Raw genomic sequence first — 19,128 nt, forward strand, 5'->3', positions numbered from 1 at the left:
TCCTTTAGCACATGCTTTAAAAGACGTCATGAAAAAATCACTGTGGAACAGTGTATTTATCTTTGACAAAGGTATTATTTTTCGATTAAGCACCATAAAATTTATCTTTTAATGGAATAATAGTTAATCAAAGAGGCACGGTTTATGGCAAAACAAGAACTTGGAACTAAACGTGTTGATCCAGAAACAGGAAAAAAATTTTACGATCTAAATCGCGATCCTATTGTGTCGCCCTATACAGGAATTTCTTATCCGCGTTCTTACTTTGAAGTTGCAGCAGCTGAAGCAAACAATGAGGAAGAAGTTGATACTGAAGAGCTTGATACAGCACTTGAAAAATCTGCTTTTATGCTTCTTGAAGAGGATGATGAGGATTCTAAAGATGACGATCTTCCTGATTTAGAAGATAGTGATGTAGATCTTGGTGATGATGATGATACATTTTTATCTCATGATGGTGACGATGAAGATGATGACGTTACTAATATTCTCGGAGGCGGTGTTTCTAATGATGACGATGCTTAAGAGAAATAAAAAAGGACATCTTTTCCATTGAATGTAAATTCTTCTTGATCTTCGACTTTGATCGTTCTAGAAAAGTTGGAATTGTATACTGTCCTTTTGGAAAAATTTGTTTTTATAGGGGCTATAGCTCAGCTGGGAGAGCGCTTGCATGGCATGCAAGAGGTCAGCGGTTCGATCCCGCTTAGCTCCACCAAAAGGACAAACTGTTCTATCAAGGGAATCAATTATAATAAAGGATGTGTACATCAATTTAAAAGGTTTATTTGCTATTTAATCATAATTCCAATAGCGCTTGTTCCTTGCATTTTAATGATATTATAATACGTTTTTAATCATTTGTTGGATTATAAAATTTTACTGTTGCAACCGTGAAAGTAGATAATTCTTTTATGTTTTGCACAGAAATAGAAAATGTGCTGTTTAACCTACGCCTTGTCTTCAAGGACAAAATTTGAATTTCCTTTACCACAATATTTCCACAAAATCATAATATGTTGGCTACCGATATCTTTTTAAAAGGTATGAAGTACTTAAACAAAGAGTAGAGAATAAAATATTAAAATATACTTCTCAATTATTGAAAATTAGAGCTTTTTTTGAGTATTTTTAATCTGATCAGATGTCCTGCCAAAAAAATTACTCACTTTGATTAGCATCTACCTGCTCAATACTAAGGTGTATTAACGCTTAAATAATATATTGAATCAATTATTTTTTCCTTGCGCATCACAAGAAAGGTTGAGGTGTGAGAGCAAAGTAGCGCCATCATTATTGTGCTAATTCCCAATGTTGGCGATAATTCTTACATTTTAGAATGTTCATAAAAAACATTTTTAGTCTTTTCTTTCACAGTTTTTATCCACATGCCAATTGCGCTTGTTATGTGCAAGCCAATGGATTTATTGATTCAACCTCAAGAGATCTGAAACGATAAAACCCTACGTCATTCGAAATTCTTACTTTAATATGAATAACGATATATTATCTTTATAAACCAATATGCTTAAACAATTTAAGAAAAAGAATAAAAATGCTTCTCATAAATATTCTCAAATGCAAAAGCTATCACAACATTGGAGACTGACTTGTTACTTCATAGGCGCTACAAATCTTTCTCTGACTACTCCCTACCCTGAATATTCATTGTGTGTAAAGTTGCATATACCTTATCATCCTATAAACGATAGTGTTTTTACAATACAATAAGATAACGTCTTTCAATTAAAATGGACTGGATGGACGAGTATGTTTTATTTCATACAATACTAAATATACTTAGTTCTTTTGAGGACTGTAGCGCCCTCTTTATACAAAACAACGTTTTTTCGTTTAATGCATTTCTCGTTTTTTTATATTGAATATTTCACCCTTTTTATGATGCCCGAATTGCATTTGTTTTAATTGCTATTTTATACGCTTAACAAAGAAAATATTCATATAATAATCAGCCAGTAATACGCATAATGAAAATAAAAAATGATATTATATTTTAAAATTTTTCTTCAATAACCTCTAGTACTTAGCCCAATGCGAAATGCCAGCGCTAAATAGAAGATAGTTTCCATTGTAAATTTTTTAAACAAAGGAGGTAAAAATGTCGAGAGTATCTTCAAATATATTGTGTATTGCAAAAGCTTTCTGTTGCTTGAGTTTATTCTAAAAAATAACAATTTATTTCATTGAATGATCAGAAAAACGAGACAGCTTTGTCGTATCATAAAAAATTTTTCCCTCAAATGATTTTACCACATCAATTCCCTGATTGAGATTTTCAAAAATCTTCCCTAATGCCATCCACATCTTTTTAATTGCTGTTCATAGAGCCTCGATATCCTTGCCATGCGCTGTGCTGCCTGTGAGAGTGCCGTAGTGGCATGCCCGCCACTACGCGCATAAGCACCATGTCCCATATGATAATTTAAATAAAGGCTATATGCATCATCAAATCTCACCCCATTGCGTTGAACACTTTGGCGATGATACCAAGCAACAAAATCAGCAGCATCTGCGAAATTCGTACGCCATGCAAAAGACTTTCCTGTCGAGCGAAGATACATTGCCCATGTACTGTCAAGCGCTTGAGCATAACCATAAGCTGTCGACCGACGCTTCCATGGGATAAAACCAAGTAGTTTTTTGCGTGGAGGACGTGCATTGTGACGAAAGCTCGATTCCATCTTAATGGTTGCAAGAATGATAGGCACAGGAATTCCATAGCGCATTTCCGCTCTTTGAGACACTTTACCCCAATTGTCAAAAAAACCATTTTTTTGTGCCAAAATAGCACAAGCATTATTTGTGTGGATGGGAGTGGTTGTTGCACATCCCTCTAGCAAAAACACCAGTGCCCCTAAAAACAAAAGGTGTCGCATATTCCTATTCCTCTCGTTTAAGAAATAAAACAAGATAGAGATACTAAAAAATGATTACCAATCAATAAAGAACATGATCTAACTTGTGATATTTAAGAAGCTTGCTTTGCTTTATTCCTCATCAGCAAAACGCAATGCTTGCGACTGAGCTAATGTTGTCATTTTTGTTGGTTCAGAGTAATTTTCTTTTAATTCAACAGTTTCAATGCGATTTGCCCGTTTCATAATTTTGGAGGACGATATCAAAATTCCCTCTATATCTTCACCTGCTTTGTGAAAGTGCTTCTGTAATGCGCGAACACGCATATCCATTCGTCCAAAATCTTCCATCAATTTCGCTACTTCTGATTGAATTAAATGCGCTTGTTCACGCATCCGCGCATCTTTCATAATGGTTTGTACCACTTGGACAGAGAGCATCAACAAAGATGGTGAAACAATAATCACATGAGCTCTATTGGATTTTTGTACCAATGCCTCAAAGTCCTCATAAATTGTTGCAAAAATCGATTCAGATGGCACGAAAAGGAAAGCAGTGTCATGAGTTTCTCCAGGAATCAAATATTTTTGTGCAATATCACGAATATGGACTTCCATATTGGTACGAAATTGGCGTTCTGCCTCTTGACGCTCTTGCGCTGATTCTGCCTTACGCATAGCATTCCAAGCCTCCAGAGGGAATTTAGCATCAACAACAAGAGAAGGGGCTTTATTGGGCATATGAATGAGACAATCTGGGCGCTTTCCATTAGAAAGAACGGCCTGAAAAGCATAAGCGTTTGTTGGTAAGGCATCGGCAATAATTGCTTCCATCCGCCCCTGACCGAAAGTACCACGTGTCTGCTTATTGCTTAAAATAGACTGTAACTGAACAACTTGTCCCGTAAGCGATTGAATATTATTTTGTGCCGCATCAATCACTGCTAAACGCTCTTGCAAACGATTCAAATTTTCATAAGTGGATTTAGTCTGTACCTGAAGTGTTTGGCCTAAGCTTGTTGTCATCCCATTGAGTTGCTCACTGAGTGATTTATTCAATTCAGCCTGCCGTTGACCAAAAATTTCCGCCATCGTTTGCATTCGCCCTTGCATTTCAGCTTGTGTTTTCAGCAAGGTAGCCATCTGCATTTGTGCCTCACGTGCGCGTTCAGCAATTTCATTTTCCAAAAATGCTTTTTTTCGATGAGAATGTATCAACATAAAAAATGCCAAACAGACAAGTATAAATAAAAGCAAAAGCACTAGTTTAGAAAAAAAATCACCAGCGAGTATGGAAAAAAACGAATCAAACATAAATTGTAATATAACGCTCTTATTGTAAAAAAACGCAAGAATCCGTTATTCAATATTGACCAATAACAAACCATTGATTAATCTCTACTTATGCCAATGAGATCTTTAATTACTTTACCTGATCCGATTTTACGGGAAGTGTCCAAACCTGTTGAGCAGGTCGATTCATCTCTCCAAAAACTTGCAGATGACATGTTGGAAACCATGTATAATGCTAAGGGCGTTGGTCTTGCTGCTATTCAAATTGGTATACCGCTACGTATGTTGGTTATAGATGTCTCTGGAAATTCTGAAGATGAGCAGAAAAAACCACTTGTTATTATCAACCCTGAAATTTTATGGCTTTCAGATGAGCGTAATATTTACAAAGAAGGTTGTCTTTCTATTCCTGATTATTTTGCAGAGGTTGAACGTCCTAAACGCCTTCGTGTTCGCTATCAGAACCGTGAAGGAAAACAAACAGAAATTGAAGCAGACGATCTCTTAGCAACTTGCTTGCAGCATGAAATTGATCATTTAGATGGGCGCCTTTTTATTGATTACATTTCAAAGATCAAACGCGATATGGTGATACGAAAATTTAAAAAACGCGCAAAAGAAAAAAACATGCAGGAAGCAGTTTTGTAATGGCTTTACGATTAAGTTTTATGGGAACACCAGATTTTTCTGTTCCTATTTTACATGCTTTACTGGATGCAGGTCATGATGTTGTTGCTGTTTATAGTCAACCCCCTCGCCCAGCAGGACGTCGAGGGCTTAAATTAATCCCCTCCGCTGTTCACACCGTAGCAAAAGAGAAATCTATACCCATCTTTACACCTCAAACACTTAAAACAATCGAACAACAGGAGCAATTTGCAGCACTTTCTGTTGATGCTGCTATTGTGGTGGCTTATGGACTCCTTTTACCCAAAGCTATTCTCGAAACGCCGCGTTTTGGTTGTTTTAATGCCCACGCTTCACTCTTACCACGTTGGCGTGGTGCTGCGCCTATTCAACGGGCAATTATGGCTGGTGATAAAGAAACAGGTATCATGATCATGAAAATGGATGAAGGACTTGATACGGGGCCTATCGCTCTTTCTCGCTCCATCCCCATTACGGATAACACCACCACTGCTGAGCTTTCAAACAGACTTTCACATATTGGCGCAGAACTTATGGTAGAGACTTTATCCACTCTTGAAAAAGGACGACTTAAACTGACCCCACAATCAGAAGAAGGCATCACCTATGCCGCCAAAATTAGAAAAGAAGAGACCCGCATTGATTGGACAAAACCTGCAGAGTTTATTCATAGGCATATTCGCGCGCTCTCTCCCTCTCCTAGTTGCTGGTGCAATATGAATATCGGTGGACGAGAAGAACGTGTAAAAATTCTTGATAGTCGCTTAACAACAGGTCCTTCTCTTGAAATTGGACGGATAGAACCAGATTCTTTGATTATCCATTGTGGGCAAGGACGGATAGAAATAACCTCTCTCCAAAGATCTGGCGGTAAAATTCTTGATAGCGCAACCTTTTTGCGAGGTGCTCATATTTCTGCTGTTTTTTAAGATGCCACGTTTTAAACTCACTCTTGAATATGATGGTTCAAATTATGCTGGTTGGCAGCGTCAAGCAAAACTTCACACGATACAAGGAGCTCTTGAACAAGCGATTTTTTGCTTTAGTGGACAACAATTGACCATAACAACAGCAGGACGAACGGATGCGGGCGTACACGCTACGGGACAAGTTGCGCATGTTGATTTTGAAAAAAACTGGCTCTCCCATACTGTACGAGATGCGCTCAATGCTCTTTTACGTAAACAGGGAGAGGCGATTTCAATCTTAAATGTAGAAAATGTCCCTGATGACTTTGATGCACGATTTTCCGCAACCAAACGCCATTATCTTTTCAAAATCCTCAATCGTCGCTCTCCACCAGCTTTAAATGCCAAACGCGTGTGGTGGTTGCCAAAGCCTCTTAATGCTGACGCCATGCATGAAGCTGCGCAAAAGCTTGTAGGACAACATGATTTTACAACTTTCCGTTCAGCACATTGCCAAGCCAAAAGCCCTATTCGCACCCTTGAACGCCTCGATATTCAAAGAGAAGGTGAAGAAATTTTTCTTTATGCACAAGCTCGTTCTTTTCTTCATCATCAAATCCGTTCATTCGCAGGAAGCCTCATGGAAGTGGGTATTGGACGTTGGACAGCTCAAGATCTGGAAGCAGCTCTTCATGCTAAAGATCGTAAACGTTGTGGTGTTGTTGCCCCCCCCTCAGGACTTTATTTAACCAAAGTAGAGTATTAATGATCCTTCAAGAGTGAGCGTCTCAAAAGTCGTTAAGGCAGTTTATAAAAAGAACGAATTTCTTCAAAAGCTTCTGCTGCTGTATTAACAAATTTCACAAAATTAACATCAGTAGGAGAGATTGTACCTTGTGCAGACAGATACTCAAAATTGACAGTATTGCTCCAAAATTCTTTGCCAAACAATAAAATTGGTACCTGTTTCATACGCCCTGTCTGTACTAAAGTTAACGTCTCAAACAGTTCATCCAGAGTCCCAAATCCTCCAGGGAAAACAGCTAATGCTTTCGCTCGTACTAAAAAATGCATTTTGCGCATCCCCAAATAATGAAAATTGAAACACAAATGCGGCGACACATACGAATTAGGCTCTTGCTCATGTGGTAAAATAATATTCAAGCCAATCGTTGGGGCACCAACATCACAAGCACCACGATTTCCCGCCTCCATGATTCCTGGTCCGCCTCCCGTAACAACCACAAATTCACGATATTCTGTCGTAGCAGAATAAAGTGAGCACAAACGCGCAAACTCTCTTGCTTCATCGTAATAATGTGACATAGCATGCAAATTTTTCTTTTGTATTTCATTTTTTGCAGCCCACGCTGCTTGCCCAGGTTCAGGAATACGCGCACCACCAAACAAAACAACTGTTGATTGAATATCATATTCTTTAAGGGTTATTTCCGGCTTTAAAAATTCAAGACTAATACGTTGTGAGCGCAGCTCTGGACGCATCATAAAATCTTGATCGGTATAGGCTAAACGATAAGTAGACGAACGCATTTGTGCTGAATTAGAAACTTTATGTATTTGTTGTAGAGCATCCTTCGCATGGAGAAGTGGTGCCCAGTTTTCTTGCTCTGCTTTTCTTTTTTCTTTACAGCTTTTTTTCATACACCTGTCCTACTTCCTCATCGTTTTATTGACTGAACACATTTCTTCGCGTAGTTCATAGAGAATAAATCTTGAAGCTTTCAACTTGTTTAACGGAACTCTCGTCATGACCCATATCACACAACTTGAAATTATTATCGAACAAGCTTTTGATGATCGCGATTCTATCGATACTACCACAAAAGGCGAAATACGTGAGAGTGTTGAACATGCATTGAACCTTCTTGATAAAGGTGAAATCCGTGTTGCAGAACGACACAAAAATGGACAATGGCATGTTCATCAATGGTTGAAAAAAGCGGTTTTACTCTCTTTTCGGCTTAATCCTATGCAAATTATTACTGGTGGAATCAATGGGACACATTGGTGGGATAAAGTTCCTTCAAAATTCTCTGGTTGGCAAGAGGCAGATTTTAAAAGTGCTGATTTCCGTTCCGTTCCTGGAGCCATTGTACGTCATTCTGCTTACATTGCACCCAACGTTATATTGATGCCTTCCTTTGTCAATCTTGGTGCTTTTATCGATGAGGGCACAATGGTTGATACATGGACCACTGTTGGTTCTTGTGCACAAATTGGTAAACATGTCCATCTTTCTGGCGGTGTTGGTATTGGAGGTGTTTTGGAACCACTGCAAGCAAATCCAACAATCATTGAAGATCATTGCTTTATCGGTGCTCGCTCTGAAATTGTTGAAGGCTGTATTATCCGTGAAGGTGCTGTTTTGGGAATGGGAGTCTTTATTGGAAAATCAACAAAGATTATTGATCGTACAACAGGTGAAATTTTTATTGGTGAAGTACCAGCCTATTCAGTGGTTGTACCAGGTTCTCTCCCTGGAAAACCTTTACCAAATGGTGAAGCAGGACCTAGCCTTTATTGTGCTGTTATTGTAAAACGTGTTGATCAAAAAACACGAGAAAAAACATCCATTAATGATCTTTTACGTTCTTAGACACAAGATTAATGCATAATAATATTTCATCGTTTTTTAACTTGAATAATAACCTCGAATACAAGGATTCTCTCATTTCAAATCCTTTCATAGTGAATCAATCACTATCATTTCCTGCTCGTCTCATAAACACTGTTGGTGTATGGATAAGAAGCACTTTAAGAAAAGAATAAAAATGTCTTTAATGAATTTTCTCAAGCACCATGTGTCTTTATGACAATAAATATGGTTATGAGTTTTATGTCATTCACGGAAGCTTTACCGTTATACTTTCTACGCACGCTATCGTGAAATGAGGTCGAGTGTATTGAGAGATATTTATTAAAATACGTGCACAAATATGCAACACAAACGCATTTTGTTTAAAGCATTCTGTTTTACATGAGAAAGTGACACCTTTACGCAATACACAAAAACATGAAGCACGGCGCAATTCTATTTAAAGTGTCCTTTAAACACCTGAACCAATCGACAAAAGCAAAAGCGCAATCAATGAGAGAAAATACTCCTTTTTTCATTATTTGTTCATTTTGAGCGCTTGAATAAATGCTGATTGTGGAATTTCTACTTTTCCAAATTGGCGCATCCGCTTTTTGCCTTCTTTTTGCTTTTCCAAAAGTTTGCGCTTACGCGTAACATCACCCCCGTAACATTTCGCTGTTACATCTTTACGCAAAGCACGAATCGTTTCGCGCGCTATAACTTTACCACCAATAGCCGCTTGAACTGGAATCTGAAACATATGCTGGGGAATAAGATCTTTCAGTTTTTCACACATGGAACGCCCGCGCTTTTCTGCAATCGTGCGGTGAACAAGCATCGATAATGCATCAATAGGCTCTCCATTCACCAAAATAGACATTTTAACTAAATCACCTTCTGCATAATCTGTCATTTGATAATCAAAAGAAGCATAACCCTTTGAGATTGATTTTAGCCGGTCATAAAAATCAAAAACAACTTCATTCAGTGGTAAATCATACGTTACCATAGCACGGGTTCCAACATAGGACAAACCAACCTGTACCCCGCGCCGCTCTTGGCATAGTTCTAAAATTGACCCAAGATAATTATCAGGAGTCATGATTGTCGCCCGAATCCACGGTTCTTCTATGGAAGAAATTTTAACCACATCAGGCATATCCGCTGGATTGTGCAACTCTTTAACAGAACCATCATTCATATTCATGCGATAAACAACCGAAGGTGCTGTCGCGATTAAATCCAAATTAAACTCACGCTCTAATCGCTCTTGAATAATTTCAAGATGCAGAAGTCCCAAAAATCCACAGCGAAAACCAAACCCCAAAGCCGCAGATGTTTCCATTTCAAAAGAAAAACTCGCATCATTTAAGCGTAATTTGCCCATGGCTGCACGCAAATCATCAAAATCGGCAGCATCAATTGGAAAAAGTCCACAAAAGACAACCGGTTGCGCAGGCTTAAAACCAGGTAAAGCATTTTCACAAGGACGGCGCTCTTCAGTAATCGTATCCCCAACCCGTGTATCTGCTACCTCTTTGATAGAAGCAGTGATAAAACCAATCTCGCCCGGTCCTAATTCATCAACCTGTACCATTTTAGGTGTAAAAACCCCAACGCGCTCAACTGGATATTTTGCTCCTGTACCCATCATACGAATGGTTTGGCCTTTTTTTAAAATACCATCTATCACCCGTACCAAAACAATGACACCAAGATATGCATCATACCAGCTATCAACCAACATTGCTTTCAAGGGATTTGCAACATCGCCTGTATGTGGAGGTGGTAATTGTGCAACAATTGCCTCCAGAACATCAGGAACACCCAAACCTGTTTTTGCTGATATTTCTACTGCTTGAGATGTATCAATGCCTATTACATCTTCAATTTGTTCTTTAACACGCTCAGGTTCTGCTGCTGGAAGATCAACTTTATTGAGAACAACAACCAACTCATGGGAATTATCAATGGCTTGATAAACATTTGCTAACGTCTGCGCCTCTACGCCTTGGCTTGCATCCACCACCAACAGAGAACCTTCACAAGCTGCCAATGAACGCGAAACCTCATAAGCAAAATCCACATGACCAGGTGTATCCATAAGATTTAAAATATAGGTTTCACCATTCTTTGCCTTATAGTGTAAACGTACCGTTTGTGCTTTAATAGTAATTCCACGTTCACGCTCAATATCCATGGAATCGAGTACTTGTTCTTTCATCTCACGTGTATCAAGCCCACCTGTTATTTGAATCAAACGATCAGCTAAAGTTGATTTGCCGTGATCAATATGCGCCACGATGGAAAAATTACGAATATAATTACGATCTATTGTCATATAAGGCGATTTAGCAAAGAATAATACAAAACGCAAAGACCAATTATGTTCCGGCTTCTATCAAAATAATATAAACCTAAAAAGCTTCTCAAAACACAACTTTTTATAGCCTAAAAAATGAGGCTTTTGTTTGCTAAATTAAATCCAAGGGTGATAAAATGATCCTTTCACATCTTATTTGATAACTCATATCTGTAGTAAGCCGGCACCATCACACACTTTTCCAGCCTCCAATATTACGACGATCCTTTACACTTGAAAAAGTTTATAAGAGATATGCCTTTCTTGTACAGTCTTTACCCACATGCCCCCACCCACTTGTGATGTGTAAGCAAGTGATTTGGATTGATTTAACATGAAAATGATTTGACGTGAGAAAATTTTACGGTATTCAGGGTTCTAATTCAATGTGAATAGTGCTATATTATAATTATAAATCAATGTATTATCATATTTATATGATGGGCGTGTATATCACTTAGGCTTGCAATAAAATTCGCAAGAAATGCTTTTTTATTTGTACGCAATAATCTTCTTTTTTAGTAATCTTATATAAAATAATATGAATATCGAGGGAGTTTCTTCTCAATTTTTAAAACTTTAGAAATATGCTCTATTGAGTAATGTTTTTATATACTTTTTATATAACTCCTTCCTTCCTCCATTAAGCATAAAGCACACCAATCCTCTTCGATTCATTGGATAACGCATTGATTTATAATGATCGTTTATTGTTTTGCGATTTAAATTAAAACTCTGAATATCGCGAGCCTCTCTCATTTTAAATCTTCTCATAATGAATCAATAAATTTTTTGCTTCCCCATTATAAAACAGAGCTAGTGTATGGATAAAAACGTTTAAGAAATGAGTAAAAATGCCTCTCTCTTTCAAATGCCAAAGGCTATCATAATATTGAGAACTGATAAAGAAAATGCTAGTATCCTTTATTTTAAGTAAAATGATGATGCTCTGTGGTTTTTCTATACTTCATGCGGACTGTCAATGAATATGATGTATATTGAGAAAATTATCTTTTAAAAAACGATTTAATGTACAACGTTATGGGGATACTTTGGGCGTTCTATTTTGCATGAGAAGCGTAACTCTATTAAAGGACAAAAGAAATAACGTGCGACAGTGCGTAATTCTCATTATTCAAAAACATTACCGTAGATGTTTTTGAAAGTTGTTAAAGCCAAATTTAAACATGATCGTAAAGATGAGCGTTAATTTTTACCTTTATATCACCTCATGCTTTGGCTCAATAAAGGTTGTCTTCCCGTTTCAGAAGTTAGGCAAACAGATACATGCAAAAGCTGGAATAACTTATAGAACTTCTTAATCATCTTAATATTAAAAAAGCTTCAAAAATGAAGACTCTACAAGCAAAAATCTCATGCAATAAAATCATAATAAAAAAATGTATAGCTAATCAATTTTTTTAATTGCTTTATTTTTTTTACGCCATTGTGAAGGTTGTAATTCAGCCACAATTATCCCAATCAGAATAAGCAAACCGCCCAATAAAGCTAAGGGAGATAAATGTTCGCCAGCCAAACGCCCAACAATACCAGCCCATACCGGTTCACCTGCGTAAATGAGTGTCGCACGCGTAGGGGAAATAGACTTTTGTGCCCAATTCATAGCTAATTGAATGATGGCACTCATTAATGCCAATCCTATACCAATATTAAACCACACCCACGAAAATTCAGGGATGCTTTCACCCATCAAAGGCATACAAGCAAATGAAAAAAAACCACTAAAAAATAACTGAATAATGGTTACACGCCGACTATCAACCTTGTTCGCAAAAATTCCGATGAGTATGACTTCTCCAGCAATCGCTAAAGCGCCTAACAAAGTTAAAATTTCGCCTTTTGAAAAATCAAAATTTCCCGGCTTTTGTCCTGAAATAAATACAAGCCCACTAAAAGCGAAAATAATACCAATCCAACAAGCTAAACGGGGAGGTTTTTTAAAAACAATCCATTGCAAGATTGGAACCATCGGTACATAAAGCGCTGTGATAAAAGCTGACTGACTACTAATAATTGTTTGAAGTCCAGCTGCTTGAAAAGCATAACCAAAAAACATGGCTAAACCTATCGCCATCCCAGCGAAAACTTCATAAACAGTTATACCTTTTATAGAGCGCCAAAAAATTACCCCACATATAAGAGATGCAACAATAAAACGAAATCCAACAAAAAACAGAGGACCACTATAGCGTACCGCAATGTGAATGACTAAAAATGTAACGCCCCACAATATTGTCGCAGTAAATATTGCCAATTCTGGCTTACTTAATAAAGGATATTTAAACTGTTTTAGATTCACCATGAAAAACTTTCTCTTCCAATTTTCCCCACAATTTATGAAACAATAAGCGTTCCAACTCCCTGTTCGGTAAACAGCTCTAGTAAAACAGAATGAGGAGTTTTACCATTTAAAATGACAACACCTTCCACGCCATTTTGAAGGGCTTTTATACAAGTCTCTACTTTTGGAATCATGCCTCCTGAAATTGTCCCATTTTTAATAAATTTCTCAGCTTCAGAAACTGTCAATTCTTTTAAAAGTTTACCCTGGTTATCCAAAACACCAGGAACATCAGTGAGAAATAAAAGGCGTTTAGCCTCTAATGCACCAGCAATAGCTCCAGCAAAAATATCAGCATTAATATTATAAGTTTTACCATCGCGTCCTGGAGCCACAGGAGCAAGAACCGGTATCATTTCAGAACATGCTAAAAGATCTAGCAATGTGCGGTCAACTTCAACAGGCTCACCAACAAACCCCAAATCTAAAACACGCTCAATATGCGAATCAGGATCAATGACAGTTTTATAAGCCTTTTCGGCAAAAACCATATTGCCATCCTTGCCGCATAATCCTATTGCCCATTCTCCCTCAGCATTGATGAGAGCAACAATTTCTTTATTTATGGAACCCGCTAAAACCATTTCAACCACTTCAACGATCCGCTCATCGGTTACCCGTAATCCGTTTTCAAATCGCGATTCAATCCCCATTTTCATTAAAATTTCAGCAATTTGAGGCCCACCACCATGAACAACAACAGGATTAATCCCCGATTGCTTTAATAGAGCAATATCACGCGCAAATGCTCGCCCCAAAGCAGGATCACCCATAGCATGGCCGCCATATTTTACCACGACCGTTTCATTTTCATATTTTTGCATATAGGGTAAAGCAGACGATAAAAATGCTGCTTGTTTTTCCAAAACATCTACATCACCGTTTTTAGCATCATCCATCAATAGAGCCTCCTCATCACTTTTTACCATCTCTTAATGAAATTTAGGAAAAGTGAAAACAATAAAACCAAACTTTACTCTATCCACCCCCCCCCTGAAAATCGTCAATTTTCCTCTAAATTACGAAAAAGGAATAGCGAAATGAAATACAAAAACTTCCTTTAAAAATTGACAGCGAAAAATTAAACAAAATAGGCGTAAAAAAACGTCATTATTTTATGATCTTATATATAAAATTGAAAAGCAAAATTTTGAAGCTACGCTGCACATTCAACTCATTAGTTTATCCCTATGGATACTTAACAATGAATAGGAATATATACAACCATTGATTTTGTAAGATAAAAGTAAAGTTTCTTATAATAATAAAATTAACATATTCCTAAGATAAGAAATCACTCAACTGCTTTATAGCTTATCCCAATAAACTATAACTTTGGTTTTAAAAATTTGACTTTTTCTCAATCATTAAACATGAGGAAATGTCGATTGAACGCTCCTCATGGAGAATCATAATAAGTTGATTTATAATAATAATTTATCTTTTTATATCGTAAAATCGAAAAAAGGCTTTGCAACATTATCCATATATTGTGATAGCTCTTCAAAAGCATCTTCGTAAAAGCATTTAATTGTTTAGATTACTCTCTTCGTAAGATTTGATAAAATTTCTCATTTTCATGATCTGTCATTAAGTTTTTCTTTTTGCATAGCAATACATGCTTGAACTATTCAACGTTTTTTAGAATTTTTAATTCCTTTAATGTATTATTTTAATTATGTTATTTTATGAAAAAAGATTCATTTCGTATACTTCTCTTTCCATATCACTAACAATTTCAATAATATATCGTGCTATTTTCTAAGCATATTGTGCTATTTTTTATTGTATTTATTTTTTCTTTTTAAAGGTAACTTCCTCTATCTTCCCACCAACTTTTTATTATGCCAATAAATTCAATTAAGTGAACTCCATCGAATCTGTTTCCCCACAAGAGAGATACATCGAATACCTCAAAAAGTGTTTTGTTATGTCTTCTTTAGCATTAAACACACATTATCTCATTCCACAATTTCTTTGGAACAAAATACACTTGATTATAGCGTTTTTTATTATCTGGAAGAAGTATTTATGACATCAGAAATACAAAACTAAATCCGCATCTAAAAAGACATGATTACGGCTAAAAGCTAAGATGAGGCATGTAAAAGCTATTCCAAATAAAATAACCCTTATTTTAAAGGAAGCAGTGATTAAAACTATGAAAAATGCCAAAAATAAAATCGGTTATAAGAAGTTGATACTTTATTTGAAAAAGATGGATTGCCTAACAGCTTATTTAGCGTTTCTTGGCAAGCCGCTACCTATTTTATAGTTTTATTATAGAGCCTTTAAAAAGAAATTTTGAGTGAAAAAATAAACACAAAAAATACTGAATGCATAAAGGCAGTTATCATGACACTGGCAATATTTATTATCAATCACTCAATTGCGTTCTTATATGGATAAGCCCTTTTTAAAATGTCATAGACACTCAAAAATAAGACTTATCCATAAAACTCATGAAATATAAAAACTATCAGCAGCAGGAGTTTATCCTAAATTAGCTGTCTCTATCTTTTCTTTTCAAGAAAAAATGCTTTTCAAAGACAATGAGATAATAGAAAACTTAATGAAAATAACTTTCCTACAGCTCTCTCTAATTATTCTGAGAACATTCACATATTTTAACCAGAAATATTTTCAAAAAATTCTTTCATACGTGAAAAAAAACCATGTGATTGCGGTGAATTTTCATGATTTGAGAGCTTTTCAAATTTTTGCAACAATTCACGTTGTTCTTGCGTTAATTTCTGCGGTGTCTCAATCGTGATATGGATGTAAAGATCACCCCTTGCTTGCTGACGGCGCAACATGGGCATACCTTTGCCTCTAAGGCGGAATTGACGTCCATTTTGTGTCCCTTCTGGAATCTTAACGCGTGCTTTAACACCATCAAGGTCGGAAACTTCAAACTCTCCTCCTAAAGCAGCTGTTACCATTGAAATAGGAACGCGACAGTGAAGATCTGCTCCTTCTCGCTGAAAAAACTCATGCGGTTTAATGGAAAGGAAAATATAAAGATCACCATTGGGGCCACCACGAATACCAGCATCACCCTCACCAGAAAGGCGAATACGCGTTCCATCTTCAATACCAGCTGGAACATTTACGCTCAATGAACGTTTTTTCTCTATGCGTCGTGTCCCCTGACATTTGGGGCATGGATCCGTAATAGTTGCACCACGTCCATGACATGAAGGACATGTTCGCTCAATAGAAAAGAAACCTTGTGCTGCACGCACACGACCAGATCCATGACATATTCCACAAACTTGCGGCTTAGAGCCCTTTCTCGCTCCTGATCCCTCACAAACATCACACGTGACGGAACTGGGAATATTAATTTCTGCAGTTTTTCCTGAAAATGCCTCTTCTAAAGTCACTTCCATATTATAACTCAAATCTGCACCACGTTCGCGACTATCACCACGCTTACGGTGTGTCCCTCCCATAATCTCACCAAAAAAGTCTTCGAAAATATCCGCAAATCCACCACCAGCAGCAAAACCGCCAAAGGGATTTGCTCCCCCTTGACCACCACTATTTTCAAAGGCCGCATGGCCAAATCGATCATAAGCAGCACGCTTCTGAGGATCTTTAAGAACTTCATAGGCTTCGCCAATTTCTTTGAATTTTCGCTCTGCCTCTTTATCCCCCGCGTTGCGATCAGGATGATATTGCATTGCCAACTTACGAAAAGCAGATTTCAACTTTTTATCATCACATTCGCGAGTCACGCCAAGAATTTCATAATAGTCAACCTTCATCATGTATTCCTGATAATTTTTCTGTCATCCATCTTTATGGATAATATTGCTTTTAATTTATATTTTTAGCAACAAAGTTGCAACTTATCTCAAATAATAAAGCCCAGCCTTATATTTCAAAGGCCGGGTTTATAAATTAATCAACACATATGCTGACACTATTTCTTCTTATCATTAACTTCTTCAAAATCAGCATCAACAACATCATCATTCTTTGCCTCTGTTTCAGTGTCAGCGCTCGCTGCTTGTGAGGCTTCGTACATAGCCTGTCCAAGCTTCATACTGACTTCTGCTAATTTTTGCATCTTTGTTGTTACTTCTTCCGTATCACTGCCTTCAAGCGCAGATTTCAAATCAGATATTGCTGTTTCAATCTGTCCCTTTTCTTCAGCTGATACTTTATCGCCATATTCATTGAGCGACTTTTCAGTTGAATGAATAAGAGCCTCCGCTTGATTTCTAGCTTCAACACCTTCACGGCGTTTTTTATCCTCAGCCGCGTGCTCTTCTGCATCCTTTACCATTTTTTCAATATCAGCATCACTTAAACCACCTGATGCCTGAATACGAATTTGATGCTCTTTACCTGTTCCCTTATCTTTGGCCGAAACATTAACAATACCATTCGCATCGATATCAAAAGTAACTTCAATTTGAGGTATACCACGTGGTGCTGGAGGAATACCAACAAGATCAAATTGAGCCAATAACTTATTATCACTTGCCATTTCCCGTTCACCTTGGAAAACACGAATCGTCACAGCACTCTGGTTATCATCAGCTGTCGAAAAAACTTGCGATTTTTTTGTTGGGATAGTGGTATTGCGCTCAATAAGGCGTGTGAAAACCCCACCCAAGGTTTCAATACCCAAAGATAAAGGCGTTACATCTAGCAACAACACGTCTTTGACATCGCCTTGCAATACACCTCCTTGGATGGCAGCACCCATTGCGACCACTTCATCAGGATTAACACCTTTGTGTGGATCCTTACCAAAGAAGCTCTGCACGACTTGCTGAATCTTGGGCATACGTGTCATACCACCTACTAAAACAACTTCGTCAATTTCACCAGCCTTTAATCCAGCATCTTGCAACGCAGCTTTACAAGGCTCGATGGTACGCTGCACTAAATCGTCAACGAGAGATTCAAATTTTGCCCGAGTCAATTTCATTGTTAAGTGCTTGGGACCTGATTGATCTGCCGTGATAAATGGTAAATTGATTTCTGTTTGCTGTGACGAAGAAAGCTCAATCTTTGCTTTTTCTGCCGCTTCTTTTAAGCGCTGTAAAGCTAATTTATCATTTTTCAGATCAATTCCTTGCTCTTTTTTGAATTCATCTGCAAAATAACCAACTAGGCGCATATCAAAGTCTTCACCACCTAAAAACGTATCTCCATTGGTTGATTTAACTTCAAAAACGCCATCTCCAATTTCAAGAACTGAAATATCAAATGTACCACCACCAAGATCGTAAACTGCTATTGTTTTTCCGTCTTTTTTGTCCAAACCATAAGCTAAAGCAGCAGCTGTTGGCTCATTAATAATCCGTAAAACTTCAAGTCCAGCAATTTTACCCGCGTCTTTCGTAGCTTGACGTTGCGCATCATTAAAATAAGCAGGAACCGTAATAACGGCTTGTTCAACTTTTTCACCAAGATAAGATTCTGCTGTTTCCTTCATCTTTTGCAAAATCATAGCTGAAATTTGCGACGGAGAATATTTCTTTCCCGCTTCTTCAACCCATGCATCACCATTGTCACCTTTAACAATTTTATAAGGCACAAGTGCTTTATCTTTTTCAACCATAGGGTCATCAAAACGGCGCCCTATCAAACGTTTAACTGCAAAAACTGTCCCTTCAGGATTTGTCACCGCCTGCCGTTTAGCAGGCTGCCCAACAAGCCGCTCCCCCCCATCAGTAAAGGCAACAACGGAAGGTGTTGTTCGCGCTCCTTCTGAGTTTTCAATAACTTTTGCGTTTTTGCCATCCATAACAGCCACACAAGAGTTCGTTGTCCCCAAATCAATACCAATTACTTTTGCCATATTATAATCTCCATTCAGCAAGCTACCTCAACCTTCATAAAGCATCTTTTTAAGATAGCTCCTCATAACACCTAAAGCCCGTATATTGCTTCAAGCAACATAAATAATAATAAACTGCAAGTCGCAACAAGCCTTGCTGCCTCGTATATAAGAACAGGCTTTTATTGCTACAAGAGAATAATGAGAGAAACATCTCTAAAATAAAAAATTTATTTTAAAATAGGCACTCTAATGACCCATAAATACCATATTTATGAGA

14 protein-coding genes and 1 tRNA gene are annotated in these 19,128 nt (G+C 37.4%); 6 read left to right on the forward strand and 9 right to left on the reverse strand.

The features are described 5' to 3' along the window. The first annotated feature begins 144 nt into the window (after nucleotides 1-144). Both ACFILU_RS04515 and ACFILU_RS04520 read left to right on the forward strand, forming a co-directional pair. Nucleotides 145-525 carry a TIGR02300 family protein gene (locus ACFILU_RS04515; RefSeq protein WP_273790244.1) on the forward strand — a complete coding sequence of 127 codons (381 nt, stop codon included), beginning with the start codon at nucleotides 145-147 and terminating at the stop codon, nucleotides 523-525. Between the two features lie 117 nt (nucleotides 526-642). Continuing rightward, nucleotides 643-718 (forward strand) — tRNA-Ala (locus ACFILU_RS04520). A 1,478-nt stretch (nucleotides 719-2,196) separates the two neighbouring features. Here the strand turns inward: ACFILU_RS04520 and ACFILU_RS04525 are convergent. The 3 genes from ACFILU_RS04525 to ACFILU_RS04535 all read right to left on the reverse strand — a co-directional run bounded on the left by ACFILU_RS04525 (nucleotide 2,197) and on the right by ACFILU_RS04535 (nucleotide 4,190). Further along, nucleotides 2,197-2,319, reverse strand: a complete 123-nt coding sequence (locus ACFILU_RS04525) for a hypothetical protein (protein WP_375674919.1) — start codon at nucleotides 2,317-2,319, stop codon at nucleotides 2,197-2,199. Next, complete coding sequence (locus ACFILU_RS04530) at nucleotides 2,310-2,897, reverse strand: hypothetical protein (RefSeq protein WP_375674920.1); 588 nt, start codon at nucleotides 2,895-2,897, stop codon at nucleotides 2,310-2,312. The genes ACFILU_RS04525 and ACFILU_RS04530 overlap by 10 nt, the downstream gene beginning before the upstream one ends. Before the next feature lie 111 nt (nucleotides 2,898-3,008). Next, on the reverse strand, nucleotides 3,009-4,190 hold the full coding sequence (locus tag ACFILU_RS04535; RefSeq protein WP_375642998.1) for a DNA recombination protein RmuC: 1,182 nt from the start codon (nucleotides 4,188-4,190) through the stop codon (nucleotides 3,009-3,011). Nucleotides 4,191-4,280: 90 nt separating this feature from the next. Between ACFILU_RS04535 and def the strand changes: the two genes are divergently transcribed. The 3 genes from def to truA are packed head-to-tail and all read left to right on the forward strand — an operon-like array spanning nucleotide 4,281 to nucleotide 6,491. Then, nucleotides 4,281-4,817 carry a peptide deformylase gene (gene def / locus ACFILU_RS04540; protein WP_273790310.1) on the forward strand — a complete coding sequence of 179 codons (537 nt, stop codon included), beginning with the start codon at nucleotides 4,281-4,283 and terminating at the stop codon, nucleotides 4,815-4,817. Next, the gene (gene fmt / locus ACFILU_RS04545) at nucleotides 4,817-5,746 is read left to right on the forward strand and encodes a methionyl-tRNA formyltransferase (protein WP_375630553.1); all 930 of its coding nucleotides are present in this window, start codon (nucleotides 4,817-4,819) and stop codon (nucleotides 5,744-5,746) included. The genes def and fmt overlap by 1 nt, the downstream gene beginning before the upstream one ends. A gap of 1 nt (nucleotide 5,747) precedes the next feature. After that, entirely contained in the window at nucleotides 5,748-6,491 is a 744-nt protein-coding gene (gene truA, locus ACFILU_RS04550) for a tRNA pseudouridine(38-40) synthase TruA (protein WP_375630555.1), read from the forward strand. Nucleotides 6,492-6,523: 32 nt separating this feature from the next. Here truA and ACFILU_RS04555 read toward each other — a convergent pair whose 3' ends face one another. Next, entirely contained in the window at nucleotides 6,524-7,387 is an 864-nt protein-coding gene (locus tag ACFILU_RS04555) for an LOG family protein (RefSeq protein WP_375674921.1), read from the reverse strand. Nucleotides 7,388-7,493: 106 nt separating this feature from the next. Between ACFILU_RS04555 and dapD the strand changes: the two genes are divergently transcribed. Beyond that, nucleotides 7,494-8,342 (forward strand): 2,3,4,5-tetrahydropyridine-2,6-dicarboxylate N-succinyltransferase, encoded by an 849-nt coding sequence (gene dapD / locus ACFILU_RS04560; protein ID WP_375630559.1) that lies wholly within the window; start codon nucleotides 7,494-7,496, stop codon nucleotides 8,340-8,342. A 517-nt stretch (nucleotides 8,343-8,859) separates the two neighbouring features. Here dapD and lepA read toward each other — a convergent pair. The 5 genes from lepA to dnaK form a co-directional block, all read right to left on the reverse strand. Beyond that, nucleotides 8,860-10,665 (reverse strand): translation elongation factor 4, encoded by a 1,806-nt coding sequence (gene lepA / locus ACFILU_RS04565; RefSeq protein WP_375611467.1) that lies wholly within the window; start codon nucleotides 10,663-10,665, stop codon nucleotides 8,860-8,862. Between the two features lie 1,429 nt (nucleotides 10,666-12,094). Beyond that, nucleotides 12,095-13,009 carry a DMT family transporter gene (locus tag ACFILU_RS04570; RefSeq protein WP_375674923.1) on the reverse strand — a complete coding sequence of 305 codons (915 nt, stop codon included), beginning with the start codon at nucleotides 13,007-13,009 and terminating at the stop codon, nucleotides 12,095-12,097. Between the two features lie 32 nt (nucleotides 13,010-13,041). Then, the gene (argB, locus tag ACFILU_RS04575; protein WP_273790235.1) at nucleotides 13,042-13,947 is read right to left on the reverse strand and encodes an acetylglutamate kinase; all 906 of its coding nucleotides are present in this window, start codon (nucleotides 13,945-13,947) and stop codon (nucleotides 13,042-13,044) included. Between the two features lie 1,728 nt (nucleotides 13,948-15,675). Next, the gene (gene dnaJ / locus ACFILU_RS04580) at nucleotides 15,676-16,818 is read right to left on the reverse strand and encodes a molecular chaperone DnaJ (RefSeq protein WP_375674925.1); all 1,143 of its coding nucleotides are present in this window, start codon (nucleotides 16,816-16,818) and stop codon (nucleotides 15,676-15,678) included. Nucleotides 16,819-16,976: 158 nt separating this feature from the next. Continuing rightward, a complete protein-coding gene (dnaK, locus tag ACFILU_RS04585; protein WP_375674926.1) occupies nucleotides 16,977-18,869 on the reverse strand; it encodes a molecular chaperone DnaK in 1,893 nt (630 codons plus the stop codon). Between the last annotated feature and the right edge of the window lie 259 nt (nucleotides 18,870-19,128).

Source organism: Bartonella sp. CL100XZDX (assembly GCF_042195375.1).
Lineage (GTDB): Bacteria > Pseudomonadota > Alphaproteobacteria > Rhizobiales > Rhizobiaceae > Bartonella.